Consider the following 22,910-nt stretch of genomic DNA (forward strand, 5'->3'; position numbering starts at 1 on the left):
TCAGTCCGGAACTGCTCAGTCCGGGGACTCTTCAGTTGGCGGCCGGTCCGGGGCCGGTCCGGGGGCGGGTCGGCCGGCCCGGTCGGTCGATCAGTCGCTCGGCCGCGTCCACGCCATCGTGAAGCACGTCGGCACGCTCGTGGCCACGGCTTCCTTGCGGTACGTCCGCGGCGACCGCCCGACGATGTCGCGGAACGTGCGGCTGAACGTGCCCGGGCTGCCGAAGCCGACCTCGAAGCAGACGTCGGTCACGCTGCGATCGGTCTCCCGCAGCAGGAACATGGCCCGCTCCACCCGGCGCCGTTGCAGGTAGCGGTGCGGCGTCTCGCCGAACGTGGCCCGGAAGGTCCGCGTGAAGTGCGCCTCCGACACGTGGGCGATCCGGGCCAGGGCCGGCACGTCCAACGGCTGCGCGTAGGCGCGGTCCATCGCGTCCCGCGCCCGGAGCATGCGGCGGTTGGTCTCTTCGGCAGCGCGACTCACGGCGTCATCACATCACGGCTCCCTCCACGCCTCCGTACGTCCCTCCACGTCCTCGTACGTCCCTCCATGCCCGCGTGTACGCCCCTCCACGTCCTCGCCCCTCCATAAGATCGCCTGGTGCCCCCTGACATATCGCTGTTCACGCTGGCCCTGCTCTGCCTGGCCGCCCTCGCCGCGGGATGGGTCGACGCCGTGGTGGGCGGCGGTGGGTTGCTGCTGCTCCCGGCGCTGCTGGTGGGCCTTCCCCAGGTGCCCACCGCCTTCATCCTCGGCACCAACAAGTCCGCCGCCATCGTCGGCACGTCCGCAGCCGCGGTCACCTACCTCCGCAAGGCGCCGATCGACGTCGGCATCGCCCTGCGCATCGGTGTCGCCGCGATGGCCGGGTCGCTGGGCGGGGCGTTCTTCGCGGCGGGCATCAACAGCGAGGTGCTGCGCCCGCTGATCATGGCCGTCCTCCTGGGCGTGCTCGCCTTCGTCCTCTTCCGCCCGGCCTTCGGCACCACCACCGCCGCTTCAGGCCCCGTCTCGCGGCAGCGCGTGCTGGCTGCCGTGCTGATCGCAGGTCTGGGCATCGGCTTCTACGACGGTCTGATCGGGCCCGGCACCGGGGCGTTCCTCGTCGTCGCGCTCGTCGCCGTGCTCCACATGGACCTGGTCACCTCGTCCGCCACCGCCAAGGTCGTGAACGTCTGCACCAACATCGGGGCCCTGACGATGTTCGCGATCCAGGGCACGGTGCTGTGGCAACTGGGCGGACTGCTGGCCCTCTTCAACCTCGTCGGCGGCACGGTCGGCGCCCGGATGGCCCTCAAGCGCGGCGCCGGGTTCGTCCGCGGCGTGCTCGTCCTCGTCGTCATCGTCCTCCTCTGCAAGCTGGCTTACGACCAGTGGTTCGCCGGCTGAGGGGCGGAACGCGCCTGGCGAACCGCCCCGTCAGAAGCGGCAGTCGTAGAGCCGGGACATCTCCCGGATGCCGGGGACCAGGTTCGTGACGCGGGCCAGTGCCCGGTAGCGCGCGGGGAAGCGGGCGATGTCGGGTATCTCCAGGGCGCCGAAGCTCTCGACGATCTCCAGCCCGGGGTGCAGCCGGGCGACGTCCGCGGGCCCGCCGCCCCAGTGCAGCGTCGATCCGGTGCGCGCGATCACGGTGTTGAGGCGGGCCGCGCGGACCGCGAACCGGCTGAAGAAGTCGAACGCCAGCCCGCCGCCGGGCGCGTGGGCCATCAGCCGGCGGAGCAGTGCGGTGCCGTCCTGCTCGGTGAGGTACATCAGCAGCCCTTCGGCCACGATCATCGTGGGCCGGTCCGTGGGGATCCGCGCCACCCACGCCGGGTCGGCCACCGACGACCCGATGGCGGTGTATCCCGGCGGCTCGGGGAAGAGCTGCCGTCTGAGTTCGATGACCTCGGGGAAGTCGACGTCGAACCAGTGAACTCCGGGGCCGGGGGCCAGGCGGTGGACGCGGGTGTCCAGGCCGCACCCCAGGTGCACCACCGTCGCCTCCGGGTGCGCGGTGAGGAAGCGGGCCGTCCAGATGTCCAACTGCCGGGCGCGCAGGGCGACCGAACCGCCGGCGCCGGGGCCCACCCGGAGCCGCGCGAAGTCGTAGTCGATCCGCTGCACGGCGTCGACGGCCATCGTGTCGCCGAGCACCGGCCGTCGCGCGCGGCAGTCCAGCGCGCGGCCGTAGAGCGTGGCGAGCAGGGTCTCCTTCACTCCGGTGAACCGCACGGGGTGTTGCCGCTCCGCCGGCCCAGGAGGCGCTGGCGGCGCCGACGATAAGCCGGTTGCCGTTGCCGTTGCCGTTGCCGTTGCCGATGCCGATGCCGTTGAGGCGGTCGTCGAGGTGGGTGGGGGCGTCGAGGTGAGTGGGGTCGGTGGGGCGGGGGAGTTCGGGGCGTGCGCGGAAGTGATCGGGGTCGGGGTCGGGCGCGACCGTTCCGTTCCGCTCTCCGGATTTTGCGGCTTCTGTGGACCTTGCACGTTCTGCGCGTTCTGTGCGCTCTGTGCGCTCTGTGAGTTCTGCGGACCTTGCGGGTTCGAAGCGTTCATGATTCGAGGGTATGGAATCTTCAGAAAAATATGAAGTGCACGAAAGTGTGAAGAAGGAAAGCGTGAGAAGGGACGGCGCGGCGGCCAGTCAGGTGCGGGCCGCCGCACCCGCCGTGACGCCCCGGGCCCGTTCGCGCACTTCGGTGACGGCCGTCAGGAGTACCACGGAGTCCTCCAGTGCCTGGAGGCCGTGTCGGGCGTGTGGGATCGCCGCGACGTGACCCGCGGTCAACTCCTGTCCGCCGCCCGGGCCGGTCAGCCGGACCCGGCCGCGCAGCACCTGCAGGCTGGCCGCCGGCGGCGCGTTGTGTTCGTCGAGCGCGGTGCCGGCCAGCAGCGCGATCACGGTCTGGCGGAGCGGCCCGTCGTGGACGAAGAGGTGGGCGCTGCGGCCGTGGGCGGAAGCCCTGGCGTCGTCGAGTTGGTCGCGGACGAGGGTTTCGAGGTTCACCATGACGCGCGCCTTTCGGGTGCGGGCCGGCCTTCGGGCCGGGACCGGCGGCGGGGTTCCTTCCTCCATCGTTCTCCGTGCCCCGCACGGCGCAACCGGGACGTTCCCCGGCGGACGACGCGAACCCGGAGGCAATGGGACGTCCGGGTGCTTGCGGGCAAAGGGCGGCCCGCCGTGCGCTAGTTGATCACTGGGATCCGTACGATGCGAGGCGATCCCTTGATCGAAAGATTGAAAGATCGACGCGCCGGAGAGCCGAAAACGTGCGACCCGCCAGTCCCACACCCACCCCGACCGCGAAGGCTGTGTGACCGTGGCCGACCCCACCGCCCTGAACGACCCCGCCGCCCCCGCCTCCGTCGAGGTGCCGGCGCGCTTCCTGACCGTGATGACGACCACCGACAGCGAGCAGAAGGCCGAACGGCTGGCCCGCGGCGCCATCGAGGGCCGGCTCGCGGCGTGCGCCCAGATCAGTGCGCCGGTGACGTCGGTGTTCCGTTGGAACGGAGGCGTGGAGACCAACCAGGAATGGCAGGTGCTGTTCAAGACGGCGAGCGCCCGCTACGCGGCGCTGGAGGCGTACCTCCTCGACGCGCACGACTACGACACCCCGGAGATCATCGCCACCCCGGTCACCCACGGTGGCGCCGGGTACCTCGCCTGGGTCGCAGAGGAGACGAGCTGACGTGCCGAAGACAGCTGACGGGTCGCGGACGGCCCACGGGGCGCGGGCGACCGCCGTGCGGAGGGCGAACGACGCGCGAAGCACCGATGAGGCGCCGGGGCCGGTGGCGGCGCGCGCCGCCGACGGTGCACCGGATGTCGCGCACCCGTCGGACACCGCGCCCGTGCGCCGGGGGCGGCACGCGCTGCGGGCCACCGACGACCGGCTGCGGCGCCGGGGGAGGGCCGTGACGCTGGTCCTGGGTATGGCGTTCGGCCTCGCCACCTCCCCGGTGAGCCACGCGGCCGACAAGGGCCCCGGAGACCACGGCACGCAGTCCAGCGTCAACCACGAGTCCCGCCCCCGCCCCACCTGGACCAGCAAGGACGCCAAGGCGTTCTGGACCCCGCAGCGGATGGCCCAGGCGGCCCCGCCCGAGCGCGCCCCCGGCAAGCCCGCCGTGACCTCCCAAGCCGCCCCGACCGCCCGGCACTTCGACGGGATCCCGTCCGTCGGGGTGCTGTTCTCCGTCGACGGAGAGGCCCGCGAGCACCACTGCACCGCCAGCGTGGTGCACAGCCCGCACGGCAACCTGATCCTCACCGCCGGGCACTGCAACCCGGGAGCGCGCGCCGCGTTCGTCCCCCAGTACCAGTCCGGGCAGGACTCCCAGCCCTACGGCGTCTGGGCCATCGAGGACAGCTACGCGTACGAGGACCGCGGCACTTCGGGGTCCGGCGCCGACCTGGACTTCGCGTTCGCCATCGTCGCCCCGGACGACTCCGGTCGGCACATCGAGGAGGTCACCGGCGGCAACGTCCTGGCGGCCACGCCCAGTTACCGCAACCAGGTCAGCGTCATCGGCTACCCCAACCTCCGCAGCGATCCCGAGGACCGGGCGGTGCGCTGCGACACCACGACGGAACGGCTGGCCGGCACCCGTCAACTGCGCATGGAGTGCAACGGGTTCTACGGCGGCACCTCGGGCAGCCCCTGGCTGGCCGGCTACGACCCGCGGACCCGTACGGGTCGGGTCATCGGCGTCATCGGTGGCGTGAACGGCGGCGGTCCCCAGGGCCCGCACAGCGACCGCACCTCCTACAGCCCGTACTTCGGCAAGGAGATCCTCAGCCTCTACGACCGCGCCACCAAGGCCCAGGACTCCCAGAGCTCCCAGGACGCGCAGGATTCCCAGAGCTCCCAGGACTCCCAGGACTCCCAGAGCTCCCAAGGCTCCGAGGACGTGCCGGACGCAGCGGACGACGCATAGCGCGCATCCGCCCCTGAGAAGGGCCTGGACGGCGGCGCGCTAACGGAGCGCCGCCGCCAGGCCCCGCTCCTTGGGGCCGAGGAAGTGCGGATCGGGCCGCAGCACCGCCTCCGCGGTGGCCTTGCCGGCCGCGAGGATCTCCCGCACCCCGCCGTATGCCCAGGTCACGTCGTGATCGGCGGCGACGCCCACCCCGTAGGCTTCGATCCCGGCCGCGTGGCACAGGGCCAGCGCCCGCCGGATGTGGAAACCCTGGCTGACCAGTACGGCCCGGTCCACCCCGAAGATGCGGTGGGCCCGCGTGCAGGAGTCCCAGGTGTCGAAGCCGGCGAAATCGCTGACGATCTTCCGGTCCGGGACGCCGTGCCCCACCAGATAGCCGCGCATGGCATCCGGCTCGTCGTAGTCGTGTCGGCTGTTGTCGCCGGTGACCAGGACGGCGCGGACCGTGCCGTCCCGGTAGAGGCGGACGGCGGCGTCCAGTCGGTGGGCGAGGTACGGCGACGGTTCGCCGTTCCACAGGCCGGCGCCGAAGACCACCGCCACCGGGGCGGCCGGCACGTCGGCGACCGTACGGACGCGCGGACCGGCGCTGGCGTTCAGCCACGTCGCCGGCAGCAGCGCGAGCACCGTCAGCGCCACCACCACCTGGAACGTCCGGCGCTGCGCGCGCCGGGTCCGCGGCAGCCGTACGCGCCGCAACCACCCCCGAGCCGCCCGTAGACCCCGCATGCCCTGCCCCCGTTCCCCGGTGCCGCCGCGCGCCGCGCCGGCGCCGACCGCGTGCGCGATGTCGATCGACGGCGAGCGCGGCCGATCGGGGCCGGTCGACGTCGCCTGCTGCGACGTGCCGCCAGCTGGCATGGTTGCACTGGACGGGCCGCCGTCGGCAACGTCACAGCCGGTTGCGGAGCGGTCGCCGACGGCCCGCCGGGCCGCACCGCACCGCCCGTGGAGGGCCACGATGACCCCTGAGGCCGAGCGCCTGCCGTTCTTCGTCTACGGGACGCTGCGTCCCGGCGAGGCCAACTACGCCCGCACCCTGCGCGGCCGCACCGCCGCCGAGGAACCGGCCCGGATAGCCGGCGCGCTGCTCTACGAGGGCCCCGGATACCCGTACGCCACCGCGGGGCCCGCCGACGCCGTGGTGCACGGCGCACTGGTCCGCCCCCGCGACGCCGACTACGACGCCGTCCGCGCCGTGCTGGACCTGCTGGAGGGCTACCGCCCGGGCGCCCCGGCAGGCGCCGGCAACCTCTACGAGCGGGTGGCCACCGAGGCGGTCTGCGCGGACGGCCGCGCCGTCCGCGCCTGGGTCTACCTGGCGGCCGACCCCCTCGCCACCCGCCTACGGGCCACCGGCACCCCGATCACCGGAGGCCAATGGACCGGCCGCGCCGCCCCGCGGTCCCCCCGATAGCCTCGGACGACTCGTCCCGTACGGGCGACCCGTCCGACGCCGGGCGCGTCACCCCGCACGGCCCGAGCCGCAACCCGTCCCGCAGCACAGCAGAACAGGTGTGACCCCCGTGCCCTCCAACTCCCCGAGCACCCCCGCCCGCCGCCCCCTGCCCAAGGCCGAGCTCCACCTCCACATCGAGGGCACCCTGGAGCCCGGCCTGGCCTTCGCGCTCGCCGAGCGCAACGGCGTGACCCTGCCCTATGCCACGGAGGACGAGCTCCGCCGCGCCTACTCCTTCGCCGACCTGCAGTCCTTCCTGAACCTGTACTACGCACTGATGGAGGTGCTGCGCACCGAGGACGACTTCGCGGACCTGGCGCACGCCTACCTGGCCCGCGCCAAGGAGCAGGGCGTACGGCACGCCGAGATCTTCTTCGACCCGCAGGCGCACACCGCCCGCGGCATCCCCCTCGGCACGGTCGTCAACGGCCTGTCCCGGGCGCTGGACGCCGCACCGGAGACGTACGGCATCACCACCCGCCTGATCATGTGCTTCCTCCGCGACGAGAGCGCCGAATCGGCCCTGGCGACCTTCGAGGCGGCCCGCCCCTACCTGGACCGGATCACCGCCGTCGGCCTGGACTCCGCCGAGGTCGGCCACCCGCCGGCGAAGTTCCAGGAGGTCTTCGCGCTGGCCCGGGAAGCCGGTCTCAAGTGCGTGGCCCACGCGGGCGAGGAGGGCCCGGCGGCGTACGTCTGGGAGGCGCTGGACCTGCTCGGCGTGGACCGGGTCGACCACGGGGTGCGCTGCATGGAGGACGAGCGCCTGGTGGCCCGCCTGGTGGCCGAGCGGATCCCGCTCACCGTCTGCCCGCTGTCCAACGTGCGGCTGCGGGTCGTCGACGACCTCGCCGACCACCCCCTGCCCGCCATGTTGGACGCCGGGCTGCTGGTCACCATCAACTCCGACGACCCGGCCTACTTCGGCGGGTACGCCGACGACAACTTCACCGCCGTGCGGGACGCCCTCGACCTGGACGAGGAGACGCTGCGCACGCTCGCCCGCAACTCCTTCCTGGCGTCCTTCCTGGACGAGGAGACCCGCGCCGCCTACCTGAAGGAACTCGACGCCAGCTGACCGACGGGCCGCGCCCCGCTACCCGTCCAGCCGCTCGATCCGGACGGCGCACACCTTGAACTCCGGCATCCGGGACACCGGGTCGAGCGCCGGGTTGGTCAGGTTGTTGGCCCGGCCCTCGCCCGGCCAGTGGAACGGCATGAACACCGTGTCCGGGCGGATCGCCCGGCTCACCCGGGCCGGCGCCACCGCCCGGCCGCGCCGCGAGACCACCGCCACCGGTTCGCCGTCGGCGACGCCCAACCGGTCCGCGAGCCGCGGGTGGAGCTCGACGAAGGGGCCGGGCTCGGCGGCGTTCAGCGCGGTCACCCGGCGGGTCTGCGCGCCCGACTGGTACTGGGCCAGCACCCGCCCGGTGGTCAGCACCACCGGATACCCGGCGTCGGTCTCCTCGTCCGCCGGACGGTGCGTGACGGGCACGAACCGGGCCCGGCCGTCAGGCGTCGCGAACCGGTCCAGGAACAGCCGGGGCGTGCCGGGATGATCCGGGACCCCGGCCGGCTCCCCGCGGGCCGCCTGCGCCCCCGTCGCGGCCCGCGTCGGGGGTGCGGGGCACGGCCAGAACACCCCGTCCTCCGCCGCGATCCGCGCGTAGCTGATCCCCGAGTAGTCCGCCGGGCCGCCCGCCGACGCCCGCCGCAGCTCCTCGAAGACCTCCTCCGGGTCGGCCGGGAACCCCGTCCGGTGCCCCAGCCTGGCCGCGAGCCCACCGAGCACCTCCAGGTCCGTGCGGACCCCGGGCGGCGGGTCCAGGGCCCGGCGGCGCAGCAGCACCCGGCCCTCCAGGTTCGTCGTCGTCCCGGTCTCCTCCGCCCACTGGGCGACCGGCAGCACCACGTCCGCCAGCTCCGCCGTCTCGGACCGCACCACGTCCGCCACCACCAGGAAGTCCAACGCCCGTATGCGCTCCTCCACATGGGCGGCGCCCGGTGCCGACACCACCGGATTGGAGCCCATCAGCAGCAGCGCCCGGACGTCCCCGCCCAGCGCGTCCAGCAACTCGTACGCGCTGCGGCCCGGCCCGGGGAGCGCGTCCGGATCCACCCCCCACACGCCCGCCACGTGGCGGCGGGCCGCCGGATCGTCCAGCCGCCGGTAACCGGGCAACTGGTCGGCCTTCTGGCCGTGTTCCCGGCCGCCCTGACCGTTGCCCTGACCGGTCAGGCAGCCGTAGCCGGACAGTTCCCGGCCCGCCCGCCCGGTGGCCAGGCACAGGTTGATCCAGGCCCCGACGGTGTCGGTGCCCTTCGCCTGCTGTTCCGGGCCGCGCGCCGTCAGCACCATCGAGGACGGCGCGTCGCAGAACAGCGCGACGGCCTCGCGCAGTTGCGGCACCGGCACCCCCGTGAGGCGCTCGACCAGTTCCGGCCAGTGCGCCATCGCCGCGGCCCGGGCCGCCGGCCAGCCGCGGGTGCGAGCCGCGACGAACTCCTCGTCGGTGCGGCCCTCGGCGACCACCAGGTGCAGCAGCCCCAGCGCCAGCGCCAGGTCCGTGCCCGGGCGCGGCGCCAGATGCAGGTCCGCCTGCTCGGCGGTGCGGGTGCGGCGCGGATCGACGACGATCAACCGGCCGCCGTTCTCCTTCAGCTCGGTCAGGTAGCGCAGCGCCGGCGGCATGGTCTCCGCCAGGTTGGAGCCGACCAGCAGCACGCACCCGGTGCGCGCCACGTCGGCCAACGGGAACGGCAGTCCCCGGTCCAACCCGAACGCCCGGCCCTGCGCCGCCGCGGCCGACGACATGCAGAACCGGCCGTTGTAGTCGATCTGCGACGTGCCGAGCACCACCCGCGCGAACTTCCCCAGCGCGTACGCCTTCTCGTTCGTCAACCCCCCGCCGCCGAACACCCCGACCGCGTCCCGACCGTACGCCGCACCGGTCCGCCGCAGCCCCTCCGCGACCCGGTCCAGGGCGGTGTCCCAGTCGGCCGGTACCAACACGCCGGTCGCCGGATCGCGCACCAGCGGGACGGTCAACCGGGCCCCCGGGGCGAGCAGTTCGGCCGCGGTCCGCCCCTTGCCGCACAGCGCGCCCCGGTTCACCGGGAAGGCGGGCCGCGGCACGACCTCGACGGCCGGCCCGTCCGGGCCGTCGGCGGGCTGGAGCCCCATGCCGCACTGGAGGGCGCAGTAGGGGCAGTGGGTCTCGACCGTGGCGGTGGCGGCCGTGGCGACGGTGTCCATGCCGGCCAGCGTGGAACGGGCGTGTTACGCCGGCGGGTCGTTGCGGTTTCCGGCCCGCGGCGGAGTCCTCCCACCGGCCGGCGGGCCCGCGGCAGCGCCCCGGTACACGGAGTTCCCCGCCGGGAAACGGCACCGCAACGACCGTCTGCCAGGCTCGGCCCATGACGGCGTCGACCACGAACCACCCCACCCCGGAACCGAGCCCCGCCGCGCCCCCACCGCCCCTCGACCCGCGTCCCCGGCCCGCCGACCCCCTGGGCGCCGCCGGCCTCGCCTGCGAGATCACCGCCGAACTCAGCAGCCGGCTCCGCACGGTCCGCCTGCACCGCTTCCGCCGCCCCACGGCCCGGCCGCCCGCCCTGGTGGCCGTCGCCCACGGCAGCCGCCACCCCGGAGCCGCCCCCGCCGTCCGGGCCCTCCTGGCCCGCGTCCGCGCGCTCCGCCCCGGCCTCCCCGTCCACCTCGGCCACCTCGAACTCGACCAACCGCTGCTCGCCGACACCCTCGCCGCCCTGCGCGACGCGCCCGCCGCATCCGGCTCGGCGGTCCTGGTGCCGCTGCTGTTCGGCCACGGCCACCACGTCACCCGGGACCTGCCCGCGGCCCTCGCCGCCGCCGGGCACCTCAACGGACGGACGGCCACCCCCTTGGGCCCGGACGCGCTCCTGGTGGAGGCGCTGCACGACCGCCTCCTGGAGGCCGGCTTCCCCACCGGCCCGCACCACGGCCACCGGCCCGCCGTCGTCCTGGCCGCCGCCGGCTCCCGCGCCGCCCGCTCGGCCCGCGACACCGCCCGCACCGCCCGCCTGCTCTCCGCCCGCCTCGGCGGCGTCCCCGTCCTGCCCGGCTATGCCTCGGCCGCGTCCCCGACCGTCCCCGAGGCCGTCCGGACGCTCACCGACCGCGGCCACCGGCCCCGCGACATCGCCGTCGCCGCCTGCTTCGCCGCCCCCGGCCGCTTCGCCGACCAGTGCGCGGCCCTCGCCCCCGGGCCGGCCGCCGCACCCCTGGGCGACCACCCCGCGCTGGCCCGTCTCGTCCTGCACCGCTACGACCAGGCGCTCTGCGCGCGTACCGGATCCGGCACGCAGGACATCGGGGCGGCTACCGTCGCGGTATGACGGGCACAACACGGGCAACTCCTCCCAGCCCCGGCCAAGAACCGCACGCGGCGCCCCCCGGCTACACCGCTGCGGACACCGAACGCTGGGTCCCCGAACCGGACAAGCGACCCGGGCGCACCGCCTTCCAGCGCGACCGCGCCCGGGTCCTGCACTCCGCCGCACTGCGCCGACTCGCCGGCAAGACCCAGGTCGTCACCCCGGGCAGCGCCACCCAGGCGTGGGACGCCAGCCCGCGCACCCGGCTGACGCACTCCCTGGAGTGCGCCCAGGTGGGCCGCGAACTGGGCGCCGCCCTGGGCTGCGACCCCGACCTGGTCGAGGTCGCCTGCCTCGCGCACGACCTCGGCCACCCACCCTTCGGGCACAACGGCGAACAGGCCCTCAACGAGGTCGCCGCGCCCTGCGGCGGCTTCGAGGGCAACGCCCAGTCGCTGCGCCTGCTGGCCCGTTTGGAACCCAAACGGTTCGTGCCGTCCCCGGACGGCGCCCCGGTCAGTGTCGGCCTCAACCTCACCCGCGCCGCCCTGGACGCCGCCACCAAGTACCCGTGGCCGCGCGGCGCCCACCCCGACGGACCCACCCTCCCGAAATTCGGCGTCTACGCCGACGACCTGCCGGTCTTCGCGTGGTTCCGGCAGGGCGCCCCGTCCGCCGGGCGCAGCTTCGAGGCGCAGGTCATGGACTGGTCCGACGACGTCGCCTACTCCGTCCACGACGTCGAGGACGGGCTGCACGCCGGCCACCTGGACCCCAACGTCCTGCTCGCCGACCCCGAGCGCGCCGAGATCTTCGCGGTCGCCGCGGAGCGCTACGCCCCCGGCGCCGGCGAGGCGGAGCTGGCCGCCGCCCTGGACCGCCTCCTGGAGCAGGAGTGGTGGCCGCACGGCTACGACGGCTCGGCGCTCGCCCAGGCCCGCCTCAAGGACGCCACCAGCCAGCTCATCGGCCGCTTCTGCCAGGCCGCCGAGGAGGCCACCCGGGCGCGGTGGGGGCACCCTCCGTACCGCCCGGGCCCCGGGGGAGGCGGTACCCGGCTCACCCGCTACGCGGCGGAGCTGGTGGTTCCGGCCGAAACCCGCCTGGAATGCGCCGTTCTCAAGGCCGTCGCCGACCGTTACGTCATCCAGCGTCCCGACCAGGAAGCGCTCCGCGCCGACCAGCGCGTGGTGATCGCCGAACTGGCGGAGGCGCTCCTCGCCCGCGCCCCCGACGGCCTTGACCCGCAGTTCCGTTCGCTCTTCGACGCGGCCCCCGACGACAGCGCCCGGATGCGGGCCGTCATCGACCAGATCGCCGCACTCACCGACGCCTCGGCGCGTACTCTTCACGCCCGCCTCACACGTCCCCCTGGTAACGGTTAGGGCAACCCAGGGTGACCCTTGGGGGGCGGCCCCTCTTCCCCCCTCACGCTCCGTGCGGGACGCTCGTCCCCGCACCGACGCACGGGAACCCGAACACCGTCGAACGCATCAAGGGAGCCAGGAGGAAACGAGGGGCAGCGACAACGGGGCAGCACCGGGGGAACCAACGGGGGCGTTCACGGACGCGGACGCGGACGTACGGCACCGCAACGAGGAGGAAGCAAGTGGTCGACACGCACCAGACGTTCGTCATCGTCGGGGGTGGCCTGGCCGGGGCGAAGGCCGCGGAGACGCTCCGCGCGGAAGGGTTCACCGGCCGGGTGATCCTCATCTGTGACGAACGTGACCACCCCTACGAGCGCCCCCCGCTCTCCAAGGGGTACCTGCTCGGCAAGGAAGAACGGGACAGCGTCTTCGTCCACGAACCCGCCTTCTACGCCCAGGCCCGCATCGAGCTCCACCTGGGCCAGCCCGCCGTCCACCTGGACCCCGCGGCCCGCACCGTCCGCCTGGGCGACGGCACCCTCATCGCCTACGACAAGCTGCTGCTCGCCACCGGAGCCGAACCCCGCCGCCTGGACGTCCCCGGCACCGGACTCGCCGGCGTGCACCACCTCCGCCGCCTCGCCCACGCCGAACGCCTGCGCGGCGTCCTCGCCTCCCTGGGCCGAGAGAACGGCCACCTGGTCATCGCCGGCGCCGGCTGGATCGGCCTCGAAGTGGCCGCCGCCGCCCGCTCCTACGGCGCCGAGGTCACCATCATCGAGCCCGAGCCGACCCCCCTGCACGGCATCCTCGGCCCCGAACTCGGCGCCCTCTTCACCGACCTGCACGCCGAACACGGCGTCCGCTTCCACTTCGGCGCCCGCCTCACCGAGATCGTCGGCCAGGACGGCATGGTCGTGTCGGTCCGCACCGACGACGGCGAGGAACACCCCGCCCACGACGTCCTCGCCGCCATCGGCGCGGCCCCCCGCACCGCCCTCGCCGAACAGGCCGGCCTCGACGTCGTCGACCGCGCCGACGGCGGTGGCGTCGCCGTCGACGCGGCCCTGCGCACCTCCGACCCGTTCATCCACGCCGCCGGCGACGTCGCCGCCGCCGACCACCCCCTGCTCGACACCCGGCTGCGCGTCGAGCACTGGGCCAACGCCCTCAACGGCGGCCCCGCCGCCGCCCGCGCCATGCTCGGCCAGGACATCAGCTACGACCGCGTCCCGTACTTCTTCTCCGACCAGTACGACCTCGGCATGGAGTACTCCGGCTACGCCCCGCCCGGCTCCTACGACCAGGTCGTCTGCCGCGGCGACGTCGGCAAGCGGGAGTTCATCGCCTTCTGGCTCCACGAGGGACGCGTCCTGGCCGGCATGAACGTCAACGTCTGGGACGTCGCCGGAGACGTCCAGCAACTGATCCGCTCCGGCACCCCGTTGGACCCCGAGAAGCTGGCCGATCCCACCGTTCCACTGACCTCGCTGCTCCCGTAGCGTGCCCGTATGACCTCTGGTCCCACGAGCACCAACCGCTCCACCGGCGGCGCCGACCCCGACGCCAGCGGCACCCCGGACGTCACCCTCGACGACGTCCGGGAAGCCGCCCGCCGACTGGCCGGCGCCGCCCACCGCACCCCGGTGCTGCGCTCCCGCACCCTCGACGCGCGCACCGGCACCCAGGCGTTCCTCAAGTGCGAGAACTTCCAGCGGGCCGGCGCCTTCAAGTTCCGCGGCGCCTACCACGCCCTCTCCCGCCTCACCCCCGAGGAACGCGCGAGCGGCGTCGTCGCCTACTCCTCCGGCAACCACGCCCAGGCAGTCGCCCTCGCCGCCCGCGAACGCGGCACCCGCGCCGTCATCGTCATGCCCACGGACGCCCCGCGCTCCAAGAGGGACGCCACCGCCGGCTACGGCGCCGAGATCATCACCTACGACCGCTACACCGAGGACCGCGTCGCCCTCGGCCGCCGGATCGCCGAGGAACGGGGCCTGACGCTCATCCCCCCGTACGACCACCCGCACGTCATCGCCGGCCAGGGCACCACCGCCCTGGAGCTCCTCGACGAGACCGGCCCGATCGACGCGCTCCTGGTGCCCGTCGGCGGCGGCGGGCTGATGGCCGGCGTCGCCACCGCCGCCACCGCCCTGGCACCCGGCATCCGCATGATCGGCGTCGAACCGGCCGCCGGCGACGACACCCGCCGCTCCCTGGCCGCCGGCCACCGCGTCGCCGTCCCCGTGCCGCGCACCATCGCCGACGGCCAGGCCACCGAAACCCCCGGCGAACTGACCTTCGCGATCAACCGGCGGCTCGTCGACTCCGTGCTCCTGGTCACCGACGACGAGATCCGCACCGCCATGGCCTTCGCCTTCGAACGCCTCAAGATCGTCGTCGAGCCCAGCGGCGCCACCGCCCTCGCCGCGCTCCTCGCCGGCCACCTGGAGCACCCCCCGGCCCGCACCGGCGTGATCGTCTCCGGCGGCAACATCGCCCCGGACCGCTTCCGGGAACTCCTCGGCTGACCCGCCCCGCACCCCGACCGGCCCCGGCCGACCGGCACCCGACGGGAACTGTCCGACCCCCACCGTAGAATTCACCCGTGGCAGGCAGGATCAACGATGACGATGTGAAGGCGGTACGGGACGCGGTCCCGATCGACGCCGTCGTGTCCGAGTACCTCCAGCTCCGCAACGCCGGCGGCGGCAACCTCAAGGGCCTGTGCCCCTTCCACGACGAGAAGTCCCCGTCCTTCCACGTGAGCCCCGCCAAGGGGCTCTACCACTGCTTCGGCTGCCAGGAGGGCGGCGACACCGTCGACTTCGTCATGAAGATCGACCACCTCTCCTTCGCCGAGACCATCGAGCGCCTCGCCGCCCAGGCCGGCATCACCCTCCGCTACGAGGAGGGCGGCTACACCCCCGGCCGCCAGCAGGGCGAGCGCACCCGCCTCGTCGAGGCCCACAAGGCCGCCGCCCAGTACTACACCGAGCAGCTGGAGAGCCCCGAGGCCGTCATCGCCCGCACCTTCCTCGCCGACCGCGGCTTCGACCAGGACGCCGCCGGGCACTTCAGCATCGGCTACAGCCCCGCCGGCTGGGACCACCTCACCCGCTTCCTGCGCGGCCGCGGCTTCAGCGACAAGGAACTGATCCTCTCCGGCCTCTCCCAAGAAGGCCGCCGCGGCCCCATCGACCGCTTCCGCGGCCGCCTGATGTGGCCCATCCGCGACATCTCCGGCGAGGTCGTCGGCTTCGGCGCCCGCAAGCTCCGCGACGACGACAACGGCCCCAAGTACCTCAACACCCCCGAGACCCCCCTCTACCGCAAGTCCCAGGTCCTCTACGGCATCGACCTCGCCAAGAAGGAGATCGCCAAGACCAACCGCGCGGTGGTCGTCGAGGGCTACACCGACGTCATGGCCTGCCACCTCGCCGGCATCACCACCGCCATCGCCACCTGCGGCACCGCCTTCGGCGAGGGCCACATCAAGATCCTCCGCCGGCTGCTGATGGACAACTCCGGCTCCGAAGTGGTCTTCACCTTCGACGGCGACGCCGCCGGCCAGAAGGCCGCCCTGCGCGCCTTCGAGGACGACCAGAAGTTCGCCGCCGAGACCTCCATCGCCATCACCCCCGGCGGCATGGACCCCTGCGACCTCCGCCTCGCCAAGGGCGACCAGGCCGTCGCCGACCTCGTCGAATCCCGCACTCCGCTCTTCGAGTTCGCCCTCCGCCACGTCGTCTCCCGGCACAACCTCGACACCCCCGTCGGCCGGGCCGCCGCCCTCGACGAGGCCGCCCCCATCGTCGCCCGCATCAAGAACAGCGCCATCCAGCACGAGTCCGCCGTCCAACTCGCCGGCATCCTCGGCATCCTCGACACCCAGTTCGTCGTCCGCCGGGTCTCCCAACTCGCCCGCTGGGCCCGCGAGCGCGGCCGCGACGGCGGCCCCGGCCAAGGCCGCCCGCAGCGCCGCGAGGCACCCTCCGCCGCCGAGCCGCAGCGCCCCGCGCCCGGCGCCGGCGGCCCCGCCCTCAACCTCCGCAGCCCCGCCCACCGCGTCGAACGGGAACTCCTCAAGCTCGCCCTCCAACGCCCCGACCTGGTCTCCCCGGCCTTCGACGCCTACGGGGCCGACGAATTCACCGCACCCCCGTACGCCGTCGTCCGCCAGTGCATCGAGGAGGCCGGCGGCGCCACCACCGGCTCCGCCGACGGCGACTACCTCGCCCGGGTGCGCGACGCCGCCCCCGACGACACCGTCCGCGCGATGGTCACCGAGCTGGCCGTGGAACCCCTCCACATCCGCCGCGACCCCGACGAGGTCTACGCCGGCGTGCAACTCGTCGCCGTCCGCCTCGCCGCCGTCAACCAGCGCGTCATGGAGATCCGCGGCACCCTCCAACGCCTCGGCCCCCGCGCCGACCCCGAGCAACTCACCGCCGTCCAGAACGAACTCTGGGTCCTCCAGCAGTACGGCCAGTCCCTCCGCGAACGCGGCGCCGCCGCCCTCTAACCACCCCGCCCGACCGCCCCACCCGCCCCAGGGCCCCCGCCGCCCTCCACCGGCACCTCCCGGTAGCCATGCGGTCACGGAACGGACTCAAAAAGTGCCCGCACGCCCCTCGTGGCGGACATGTGTCGTACTCCACACTGAAGAGCGGTGCCGTAAGTCCCGGAGCGCGGCGCATCCGGCCGCACGCGCCGTCGTACGGGCCGTGCGCCCCCGCGCAGCCGCTCGCGACGCGGGGCGACCGAGGCGGCCCGGCCGCCTCCGCCCCGGTCCTCGTGCCGCCCCAGCCGCGATCACCCTGGAGGTCGCCCCCGTGCAGACCCGGACCCTCTCCGCCGCACCTGCCGGTGGCGCACCGGCCGCCCCACCCGATACCGGACTGCACGCCACCCCGGTCACCGTGCCGCAGCAGGCCGAACCCCCCGCCGTCGAACTCCTCGCCGCGCAGCAGCCCCCGGAACCGCCCGGACCCGCCACCCCACCGGACGCCACGCCCACCGCCGACGCCCCCGACACCCCGGAACCCCCCGACACCACGGAAGCCCCCGACCCCGCACCCCCCGCCGACACCGGCGGCCCCTCCTCCGACCTCTTCCGCCAGTACCTCCGCGAGATCGGCCGGATCCCCCTCCTCACCGCCGCCGACGAAGTCGACCTGGCCCGCCGCGTCGAAGCCGGCCTCTTCGCCGAGGAGAAACTCACCCGCACCCCCGACCTCGACTCCCAACTCGCCCACGACCTCGACACGTTGGTGGTCCGCGGCCGGATCGCCAAACGCCGCCTCATCGAGTCCAACCTGCGCCTGGTCGTCTCCGTCGCCAAACGCTACGTGGGCCGCGGCCTGACCATGCTCGACCTCGTCCAGGAGGGCAACCTCGGCCTGATCCGCGCCGTCGAGAAATTCGACTACGCCCGCGGCTACAAGTTCTCCACTTACGCGACCTGGTGGATCCGCCAAGCCATGTCCCGCGCCCTCGCCGACCAGGCCCGCACCATCCGCGTCCCCGTCCACGTCGTCGAACTCATCAACCGCGTCGTCCGCGTCCAACGCCGCCTGCTCCAGGAACGCGGCTGCGAACCCACCCCCGACGACGTCGCAGCCCACCTCGGCCTCACCCCGGAACGCGTCACCGACGTCCTGCGGCTGGCCCAGGAACCGGTCTCCCTGCACGCCCCCGTCGGCGAGGAGGAGGACGTCGCCCTCGGCGACCTCATCGAGGACGGCGACGCCGCCTCACCCGTCGAATCCGCGGCCTTCCTCCTCCTCCGCGAACACCTCGACGCGGTCCTCTCCACCCTCGGCGAACGCGAACGCAAGGTCGTCCAACTCCGCTACGGCCTCGCCGACGGCCGCCCCCGCACCCTGGAGGAGATCGGCCGGATCTTCGGCGTCACCCGCGAACGCATCCGCCAGATCGAGTCCAAGACCCTCGGCAAACTCCGCGACCACGCCTTCGCCGACCAGCTCCGCGGCTACCTCGACTGACCCGACGGCCCGCCGCTCAGCCCTCCCGCTGGAACGCCCCCGGATGGACCTCGTCCCGCACCGCCGTGAACTGCTGCCGCACGGCCTGCCACACCGGCAGCTCCTCACCGGGCTCGAAGACCTGGCTCGCCGCCGCCGGCCACTGCGGCGGCTCCCGGTACCCCCCACCGCCGTCCGCGGCCGTGCCGTGCGCCACCTGCCACGCCCACGCCGCCTGCCGGGCCGCGCCCAGCGCCGCGTACTCCGCCGGCTGCGGCACCACCACCTGCGCCCCGAACAGCCCCGGCGCGGCCGCCTGCACCGCACCCAGCTCCGCCGCCGCACCCAGCAGGAACACCCGGCGCACCGCCACCCCCCGGCCCCGCAACACGTCCAACGCGTCCGCGAGCCCGCACAGCATGCCCTCCACGGCCGCCCGCGCCACGTGCTCGGGCTTCATGCTCTCCCGCCGCATCCCGTGCAACGACCCGGCCGTGTGCGGCAGATGCGGCGTCCGCTCCCCCTCCAGATACGGCAGCATCACCATCCCGTAGGCACCCGGCGACGACGCCAACGCCAACTCCGACAGCCCCGCCAGATCCGTCCCCAACATCTCCGCGGCACCGCGCAGCACCCGCACCGCATTGGTGGTGTGCACCACCGGCAGGTGCCGCCCGGTCGCGTCCGCGAGCGACGTGATCGTCCCGGTCGGGTCCGCCAGCGCCTCCTCGTGGACGGCGAACACCGACCCCGAGGCGCCCAGCGACACCACCGCGTCGCCGACACCCACGCCCAGCCCGAAGGCCGCGGCCATGGTCTCGCCGGTCCCGGCCGAGATCAGCAGCCCCTCCGGCGTGAAACCCGCCGTCCCCGACGGGCCCAGCACCTCCGGCAGCCGCACCTGGTGCCCCAGCGCCAGCTCCACCAGATCCGACCGGTACGCACCGCTCGCCGCCGACCAGTAGCCCGTCGCCGAGGCCCCGCCCCGGTCCGTGGTCCGCCGCGCCGGCCGGCCCAGCAACTGCCAGGCCAGCCAGTCGTGCGGCGTCATGACCTCGACGATCCGGGCCGCGTTCGCCGCCTCGGCACGCGCCAGCCACCGCATCTTCGTCACCGGGTGCTGCGCCTGCGGCACCGACCCCACGGCCTGCGCCCAGGCCATCCGCCCGCCCAGCGCGTCCACCAGGTCCGCGGCCGCACTCTGCGCCCGCTTGTCGTTGCCCACCAGCGCCGGCCGCACCGGAGCACCCTCGGCGTCCAGCGGCACCAACCCGTTCTGCTGCGCCGCGACCCCGATGGCCTGCACGCCCTCCAGCAGTCCGTTCCCCGCGGCCTCGCCGAGTGACATCAGCCACGCCTGCGGATCGACCTCAGGCCCCTTCTCGACGGGGTGCGGCGCGTACCCCTGCCTGATCACGGCACCCGTGTCCGCGTCGCAGACCACGATCCGTGTGCTCTCGGACGAACTGTCCAACCCGGCGACTATCCCCATGGCCCCAGATGATGCCCCATGAGCCCCATAGGGAAAGAGTCAGGGTTTGCCCACCGGGGCCCCGACCTCACGTATTGCTGGTGCCCCACTCGTCGTCGTCGGCCGTCCGCTGCTCCCGCAACGACCGCACCCGCTCCGCGACCGGCGCGGGCAGCCGCCCCTCGACCTTCGTCGACACCGTCACGAACGCCTTCGACGCGGCCTGCCGCCCGGTCAGCGCGGCCGACTCGGCGGTGTTGCGGACCGCCGGGTTCTGCGCGATCCGCTGGGCGCTCTTGCGGAGCTGCTCGTACCGCTCCCGCCCGGCCCGGGTGCCGAGCACATATCCCACCGCCAGTCCCGCGATGAACGTGAGCCGGTAGCGCATCGCTCCACCTTTCCCTTGCCGCTCGATCCCGTCCGGTGCCGGCCGGCACCGGACGCCGGGCTGGGCACCTGCCCACCGGCACCCGGGCCGCCCGCGGCGACCTCCGGCGATACCGATTGGCGGAGCACCCCCCTGCTTGCGCTAATGTATGTGTCGCAGCGAGCGCACGCCGTCCGGAGCCCCGGACAGCGATGCATTCGAGGCAAGCAGATCAATCCCCTGTAGCTCAATTGGCAGAGCAGCCGGCTGTTAACCGGCAGGTTACTGGTTCGAGTCCAGTCGGGGGAGCTCAATCCCCTGTAGCTCAATTGGCAGAGCATTCGGCTGTTAACCGGAGGGTTACTGGTTCGAGTCCAGTCGGGGGAGCAAGAGAACGAGGACCCCGAAAGGGGTCCTTTTTCTTGTGCCCGGGAACCGAATCCCCGGTGATCGAAGTCCTCTTGGGCGTGCAAGGTCGCCCGACGGCAGCCCGCACGGGCAGCAGATCGTATGAGCGGCTATGCTGCGGCAGACGGCGCGCACAAATGTGCGCGACGCGCCGTGAGGGGCGGTAGCTCAGCCGGTTAGAGCAGCGGACTCATAATCCGTCGGCCGTGGGTTCGAGTCCCACCCGCCCCACCACAGCCCCCTGGCGCAGAAACGATCTGGCCTGACGGCGCACGGCGAGAAAGACAGCAAAGGCCCCCGCGGGAAACCGCGGGGGCCTTTCCTGTGCACGGTGCCGTACTCCGGCTAGATGACCGGGGGGCGCCCCAGCCGCGTCATGCGCCACACCGTGCGCCAGCGCATCGGCCGCCGGCGTCCGCACGGGGTCCGGACGCCCTCGGCGAAGCCCGCGGCCCAGGCCCGCAGACCCGCCGCCGACGGGCTGCGGACGGCCGTCAGCCCCGCCCACACGCCGAGGTAGACGGGGACCAGCACCGCCGGCAGGTGGCGCTTCGCCAGCCACACGCGGTTCCGGGCGACCATCCGGTGGTAGACCGCGTGCCGGGTCGGCGAGGTGTACGGGTGCTGCAGCACCATCTCCGGCGCGTAGCGGATGTGCCACCCGTCGTCCAACGCCCGCCAGGCCAGATCGGTCTCCTCGTGGGCGTAGAAGAACTCGTCCGGCCAGCCGCCGGTCCGGTCCAGCATCGGCACGGACAACGCGTGCCCGCCGCCGAGGAACGTCGTGACCAGTCCGCCCTGCTGCGGATCGCCGACCCGTAGGCGCGGCACGTGGCGGCGCTGGGTGCGGCCCAGCTCGTCGGCGATGCGGAAGCTGACGATCCCCAACTTCGGGTCTTGCTCGTACAGTTCCGCGAGTCGGCTGAAGACGTCCGGGCTGATCAGCAGCCCGTCGTCGTCGAGGTCGACCACCACGTCCAGGTCACCGAGCTTGCGCAGCTCGTCCAGGGCGACGTTCCGGCCACCGGAGACCCCCAGGTTCTCGCTCAGCGACACGCCCGTGACGCCTTCGGGCAGCGGGGGCAGCGGCGAGCCGTTGCCGACGACCACGATGTGCGTCGCCGGAAGGTCCTGCTTCGCCACCGAATCCAGCAGCTCCTGGAGTTCGGCGGGGCGGTTTCCCATGGTCAAGATGGCGACGCCTACGCGCAGCTGACGCACAGATGAACACTCCGTTCTTGGCGGTCTCTTCAGCGATGCTAGCCGCCGCCACAGACCGCTGCGCGCCACGACGCAGCCGCCGCGACATCCCGCCGCGACACGCTGGACAACGCCTCCACCGGCCCGGACGAACGACCACGACGGCCCGCCCGAGGGGCGGCCGTCAGCCCTGCGGGGCGCTGGCGCCGGCCAGCGCACTCGGGCGGGCGGCGAACTCCCGCTCCGGGCCGAACCGCTCCTGATAGCCGTCGGCTAGGGCGCGCAGCGCCGCCGCCCCGTCACCCCGGTACGACGAGCCGTGCATCACCGCCAACGTCGCGGGCGAGAGCCGGGCCAGGGAACGCAGCGTCTCCACCGCCGCCGTCAGGCACGACGTCTGGCGGAACACCTCCTCCGCGTCCAGCGCCGGCCCCACCAGATCGTGGTCGGTGACCGGGGGGCCGTTGCCCAGGTGGGTGAAGAGGTCCCCGCACAACAGGGTGCCGGTGGTCTCCTCGAACAGTACCCGCGCCTCCCAATTGTGCGGCACATGCGGGGTGTTGAGGTGCAGCACCCGGCGCCGCAGCACCTCCTTGCCGCCCAGGTCGAGGGTTTCGCCGTGCGCCAACGGGCGCGGCGGCCGGTCGGCGAGGTCGTCGAGCGAGACCAGACAACCCTGGAGCCCGTGCGCCACCTGGGCCCGCGGAGCCACGGCCAGGAACTCGTTCATCGCGCCGCACTCGTCGGCCTCCACGTGCCCGAACGCCAGCCAACGCAACTGGTCCAGCGGCACCACCCGGCGGACGGCCTCCGAGACCCGCGGGAAGAGGTGGCGCATGCCCGTGTGGAAGAGCAGCGGTTCCTCCGCGTCGATGAGGAACTGGTTGAACGTGAAGCCGGCCGGCGCGGCCACGCCCGGAACGAACGTGGAGATCCGGTAGATCCCGTCCGCGATCTCGTCGACGCGGGTGTCCGTCGCGTCCATCGGGCCGACGCCTCCTTCCGGAGCGGCCCCCCGTCCATCGTAGGGCGGGGGGTGGGGCGCGGCAGTACGGGCGGACGGGCCGAGCGGCGGCCCCGTGGTCCCGCGCGAGCGGGGCGCGCCGGCGGGCGCTTGCCCGACAGCTGAGCCCCGTCACGCGGGCCCGGGCAGGTGATCTCGGCCACGGCACGTCTAGGGCGGCTCGGCCTGGGCAGGGGAGCCGGGCGGTGCGGTGTGCGGAATACCGTACGGGGTGCTGCTGTTACGGAAACTGTCACGAACGTGGTGACAGTGGCCGTAACGGAGGAATGCCGGGCGGACCGCACCCGCGTGCGGCGTGCCACCAGGCCCGTCGTAGCGTCGTACACCGCAACGAACCAA

The 22,910-nt window shown here is 73.6% G+C and carries 20 protein-coding genes and 3 tRNA genes; 14 read left to right on the forward strand and 9 right to left on the reverse strand.

Annotation, left to right across the window (positions count from 1 at the left end; genetic code table 11):
- Nucleotides 1-90: 90 nt before the first annotated feature.
- Nucleotides 91-483: an AraC family transcriptional regulator gene (locus ACLJT4_RS27340; protein WP_351470911.1), complete on the reverse strand. Its 393-nt coding sequence runs from the start codon at nucleotides 481-483 to the stop codon at nucleotides 91-93.
- 117 nt (nucleotides 484-600) lie between these two features.
- Here ACLJT4_RS27340 and ACLJT4_RS27345 point away from each other — a divergent pair, with 117 nt between their 5' ends.
- The gene (locus ACLJT4_RS27345) at nucleotides 601-1,389 is read left to right on the forward strand and encodes a sulfite exporter TauE/SafE family protein (protein WP_411126112.1); all 789 of its coding nucleotides are present in this window, start codon (nucleotides 601-603) and stop codon (nucleotides 1,387-1,389) included.
- Between the two features lie 30 nt (nucleotides 1,390-1,419).
- Here the strand turns inward: ACLJT4_RS27345 and ACLJT4_RS27350 are convergent, their stop codons facing one another.
- A complete protein-coding gene (locus tag ACLJT4_RS27350) occupies nucleotides 1,420-2,217 on the reverse strand; it encodes a class I SAM-dependent methyltransferase (protein ID WP_411126114.1) in 798 nt (265 codons plus the stop codon).
- 409 nt (nucleotides 2,218-2,626) lie between these two features.
- The gene (locus ACLJT4_RS27355) at nucleotides 2,627-2,992 is read right to left on the reverse strand and encodes a hypothetical protein (protein WP_016570963.1); all 366 of its coding nucleotides are present in this window, start codon (nucleotides 2,990-2,992) and stop codon (nucleotides 2,627-2,629) included.
- 310 nt (nucleotides 2,993-3,302) lie between these two features.
- On the opposite strand from ACLJT4_RS27355, the gene cutA reads away from it, so the two are divergent.
- Complete coding sequence (gene cutA, locus ACLJT4_RS27360; protein ID WP_411126116.1) at nucleotides 3,303-3,674, forward strand: divalent-cation tolerance protein CutA; 372 nt, start codon at nucleotides 3,303-3,305, stop codon at nucleotides 3,672-3,674.
- Nucleotide 3,675: 1 nt separating this feature from the next.
- Entirely contained in the window at nucleotides 3,676-4,923 is a 1,248-nt protein-coding gene (locus ACLJT4_RS27365; protein WP_411126118.1) for a trypsin-like serine peptidase, read from the forward strand.
- A gap of 39 nt (nucleotides 4,924-4,962) precedes the next feature.
- Here the strand turns inward: ACLJT4_RS27365 and ACLJT4_RS27370 are convergent, their stop codons facing one another.
- A complete protein-coding gene (locus ACLJT4_RS27370) occupies nucleotides 4,963-5,655 on the reverse strand; it encodes a vancomycin high temperature exclusion protein (RefSeq protein WP_411126266.1) in 693 nt (230 codons plus the stop codon).
- A 232-nt stretch (nucleotides 5,656-5,887) separates the two neighbouring features.
- On the opposite strand from ACLJT4_RS27370, the gene ACLJT4_RS27375 reads away from it, so the two are divergent.
- Both ACLJT4_RS27375 and ACLJT4_RS27380 read left to right on the forward strand, forming a co-directional pair.
- Entirely contained in the window at nucleotides 5,888-6,343 is a 456-nt protein-coding gene (locus ACLJT4_RS27375) for a gamma-glutamylcyclotransferase family protein (RefSeq protein WP_411126120.1), read from the forward strand.
- Between the two features lie 109 nt (nucleotides 6,344-6,452).
- Nucleotides 6,453-7,463, forward strand: a complete 1,011-nt coding sequence (locus tag ACLJT4_RS27380) for an adenosine deaminase (protein ID WP_411126122.1) — start codon at nucleotides 6,453-6,455, stop codon at nucleotides 7,461-7,463.
- An 18-nt stretch (nucleotides 7,464-7,481) separates the two neighbouring features.
- Here the strand turns inward: ACLJT4_RS27380 and ACLJT4_RS27385 are convergent, their stop codons facing one another.
- Entirely contained in the window at nucleotides 7,482-9,644 is a 2,163-nt protein-coding gene (locus ACLJT4_RS27385) for a molybdopterin oxidoreductase family protein (RefSeq protein ID WP_411126124.1), read from the reverse strand.
- Nucleotides 9,645-9,805: 161 nt separating this feature from the next.
- Here ACLJT4_RS27385 and ACLJT4_RS27390 point away from each other — a divergent pair, with 161 nt between their 5' ends.
- From ACLJT4_RS27390 to ACLJT4_RS27415, 6 genes are all read left to right on the forward strand, one after another.
- Nucleotides 9,806-10,765 (forward strand): sirohydrochlorin chelatase, encoded by a 960-nt coding sequence (locus tag ACLJT4_RS27390; RefSeq protein WP_411126126.1) that lies wholly within the window; start codon nucleotides 9,806-9,808, stop codon nucleotides 10,763-10,765.
- Complete coding sequence (locus ACLJT4_RS27395; RefSeq protein WP_233661662.1) at nucleotides 10,762-12,129, forward strand: deoxyguanosinetriphosphate triphosphohydrolase; 1,368 nt, start codon at nucleotides 10,762-10,764, stop codon at nucleotides 12,127-12,129. Before ACLJT4_RS27390 ends, ACLJT4_RS27395 begins: the two co-directional genes overlap by 4 nt.
- 224 nt (nucleotides 12,130-12,353) lie before the next feature.
- Complete coding sequence (locus tag ACLJT4_RS27400; RefSeq protein ID WP_411126129.1) at nucleotides 12,354-13,616, forward strand: NAD(P)/FAD-dependent oxidoreductase; 1,263 nt, start codon at nucleotides 12,354-12,356, stop codon at nucleotides 13,614-13,616.
- Between the two features lie 9 nt (nucleotides 13,617-13,625).
- Nucleotides 13,626-14,645, forward strand: coding sequence for a threo-3-hydroxy-L-aspartate ammonia-lyase (locus ACLJT4_RS27405; protein WP_411126131.1), 1,020 nt, complete (start codon nucleotides 13,626-13,628; stop codon nucleotides 14,643-14,645).
- Nucleotides 14,646-14,722: 77 nt separating this feature from the next.
- The gene (gene dnaG, locus ACLJT4_RS27410) at nucleotides 14,723-16,639 is read left to right on the forward strand and encodes a DNA primase (protein ID WP_411126133.1); all 1,917 of its coding nucleotides are present in this window, start codon (nucleotides 14,723-14,725) and stop codon (nucleotides 16,637-16,639) included.
- 310 nt (nucleotides 16,640-16,949) lie between these two features.
- Complete coding sequence (locus ACLJT4_RS27415) at nucleotides 16,950-18,122, forward strand: RNA polymerase sigma factor (protein WP_411126135.1); 1,173 nt, start codon at nucleotides 16,950-16,952, stop codon at nucleotides 18,120-18,122.
- Between the two features lie 16 nt (nucleotides 18,123-18,138).
- On the opposite strand, the gene ACLJT4_RS27420 is transcribed toward ACLJT4_RS27415, so the two are convergent.
- Complete coding sequence (locus ACLJT4_RS27420; RefSeq protein ID WP_411126137.1) at nucleotides 18,139-19,593, reverse strand: FGGY family carbohydrate kinase; 1,455 nt, start codon at nucleotides 19,591-19,593, stop codon at nucleotides 18,139-18,141.
- Between the two features lie 67 nt (nucleotides 19,594-19,660).
- A complete protein-coding gene (locus ACLJT4_RS27425) occupies nucleotides 19,661-19,960 on the reverse strand; it encodes a YtxH domain-containing protein (protein ID WP_411126139.1) in 300 nt (99 codons plus the stop codon).
- A 215-nt stretch (nucleotides 19,961-20,175) separates the two neighbouring features.
- Between ACLJT4_RS27425 and ACLJT4_RS27430 the strand changes: the two genes are divergently transcribed.
- The 3 genes from ACLJT4_RS27430 (at nucleotide 20,176) to ACLJT4_RS27440 (ending at nucleotide 20,581) form a co-directional block, all read left to right on the forward strand.
- Nucleotides 20,176-20,248, forward strand: a tRNA-Asn gene (locus ACLJT4_RS27430).
- Between the two features lie 5 nt (nucleotides 20,249-20,253).
- A tRNA-Asn gene (locus ACLJT4_RS27435) sits at nucleotides 20,254-20,326 on the forward strand.
- Nucleotides 20,327-20,504: 178 nt separating this feature from the next.
- Nucleotides 20,505-20,581, forward strand: a tRNA-Ile gene (locus ACLJT4_RS27440).
- 111 nt (nucleotides 20,582-20,692) lie between these two features.
- Here the strand turns inward: ACLJT4_RS27440 and ACLJT4_RS27445 are convergent.
- Nucleotides 20,693-21,568, reverse strand: coding sequence for a glycosyltransferase family 2 protein (locus ACLJT4_RS27445; RefSeq protein ID WP_016571865.1), 876 nt, complete (start codon nucleotides 21,566-21,568; stop codon nucleotides 20,693-20,695).
- Nucleotides 21,569-21,731: 163 nt separating this feature from the next.
- Nucleotides 21,732-22,532 (reverse strand): MBL fold metallo-hydrolase, encoded by an 801-nt coding sequence (locus ACLJT4_RS27450; protein ID WP_411126141.1) that lies wholly within the window; start codon nucleotides 22,530-22,532, stop codon nucleotides 21,732-21,734.
- Nucleotides 22,533-22,910 lie beyond the last annotated feature (378 nt).

The organism is Streptomyces sp. x-19 (genome assembly GCF_046549115.1).
GTDB lineage: Bacteria > Actinomycetota > Actinomycetes > Streptomycetales > Streptomycetaceae > Streptomyces > Streptomyces albulus_C.

Coding starts and splice junctions, on each gene's coding strand:
- ACLJT4_RS27395 (WP_233661662.1), top strand. CDS start 10,762: ATGACGGGCACAACACGGGCAACTCCTCCCAGCCCCGGCCAAGAACCG.
- ACLJT4_RS27390 (WP_411126126.1), top strand. CDS start 9,806: ATGACGGCGTCGACCACGAACCACCCCACCCCGGAACCGAGCCCCGCC.
- ACLJT4_RS27405 (WP_411126131.1), top strand. CDS start 13,626: ATGACCTCTGGTCCCACGAGCACCAACCGCTCCACCGGCGGCGCCGAC.
- ACLJT4_RS27370 (WP_411126266.1), bottom strand. CDS start 5,655: ATGCGGGGTCTACGGGCGGCTCGGGGGTGGTTGCGGCGCGTACGGCTG.
- ACLJT4_RS27385 (WP_411126124.1), bottom strand. CDS start 9,644: ATGGACACCGTCGCCACGGCCGCCACCGCCACGGTCGAGACCCACTGC.
- ACLJT4_RS27425 (WP_411126139.1), bottom strand. CDS start 19,960: ATGCGCTACCGGCTCACGTTCATCGCGGGACTGGCGGTGGGATATGTG.
- ACLJT4_RS27420 (WP_411126137.1), bottom strand. CDS start 19,593: ATGGGGATAGTCGCCGGGTTGGACAGTTCGTCCGAGAGCACACGGATC.
- ACLJT4_RS27450 (WP_411126141.1), bottom strand. CDS start 22,532: ATGGACGCGACGGACACCCGCGTCGACGAGATCGCGGACGGGATCTAC.
- ACLJT4_RS27375 (WP_411126120.1), top strand. CDS start 5,888: ATGACCCCTGAGGCCGAGCGCCTGCCGTTCTTCGTCTACGGGACGCTG.
- ACLJT4_RS27355 (WP_016570963.1), bottom strand. CDS start 2,992: ATGGTGAACCTCGAAACCCTCGTCCGCGACCAACTCGACGACGCCAGG.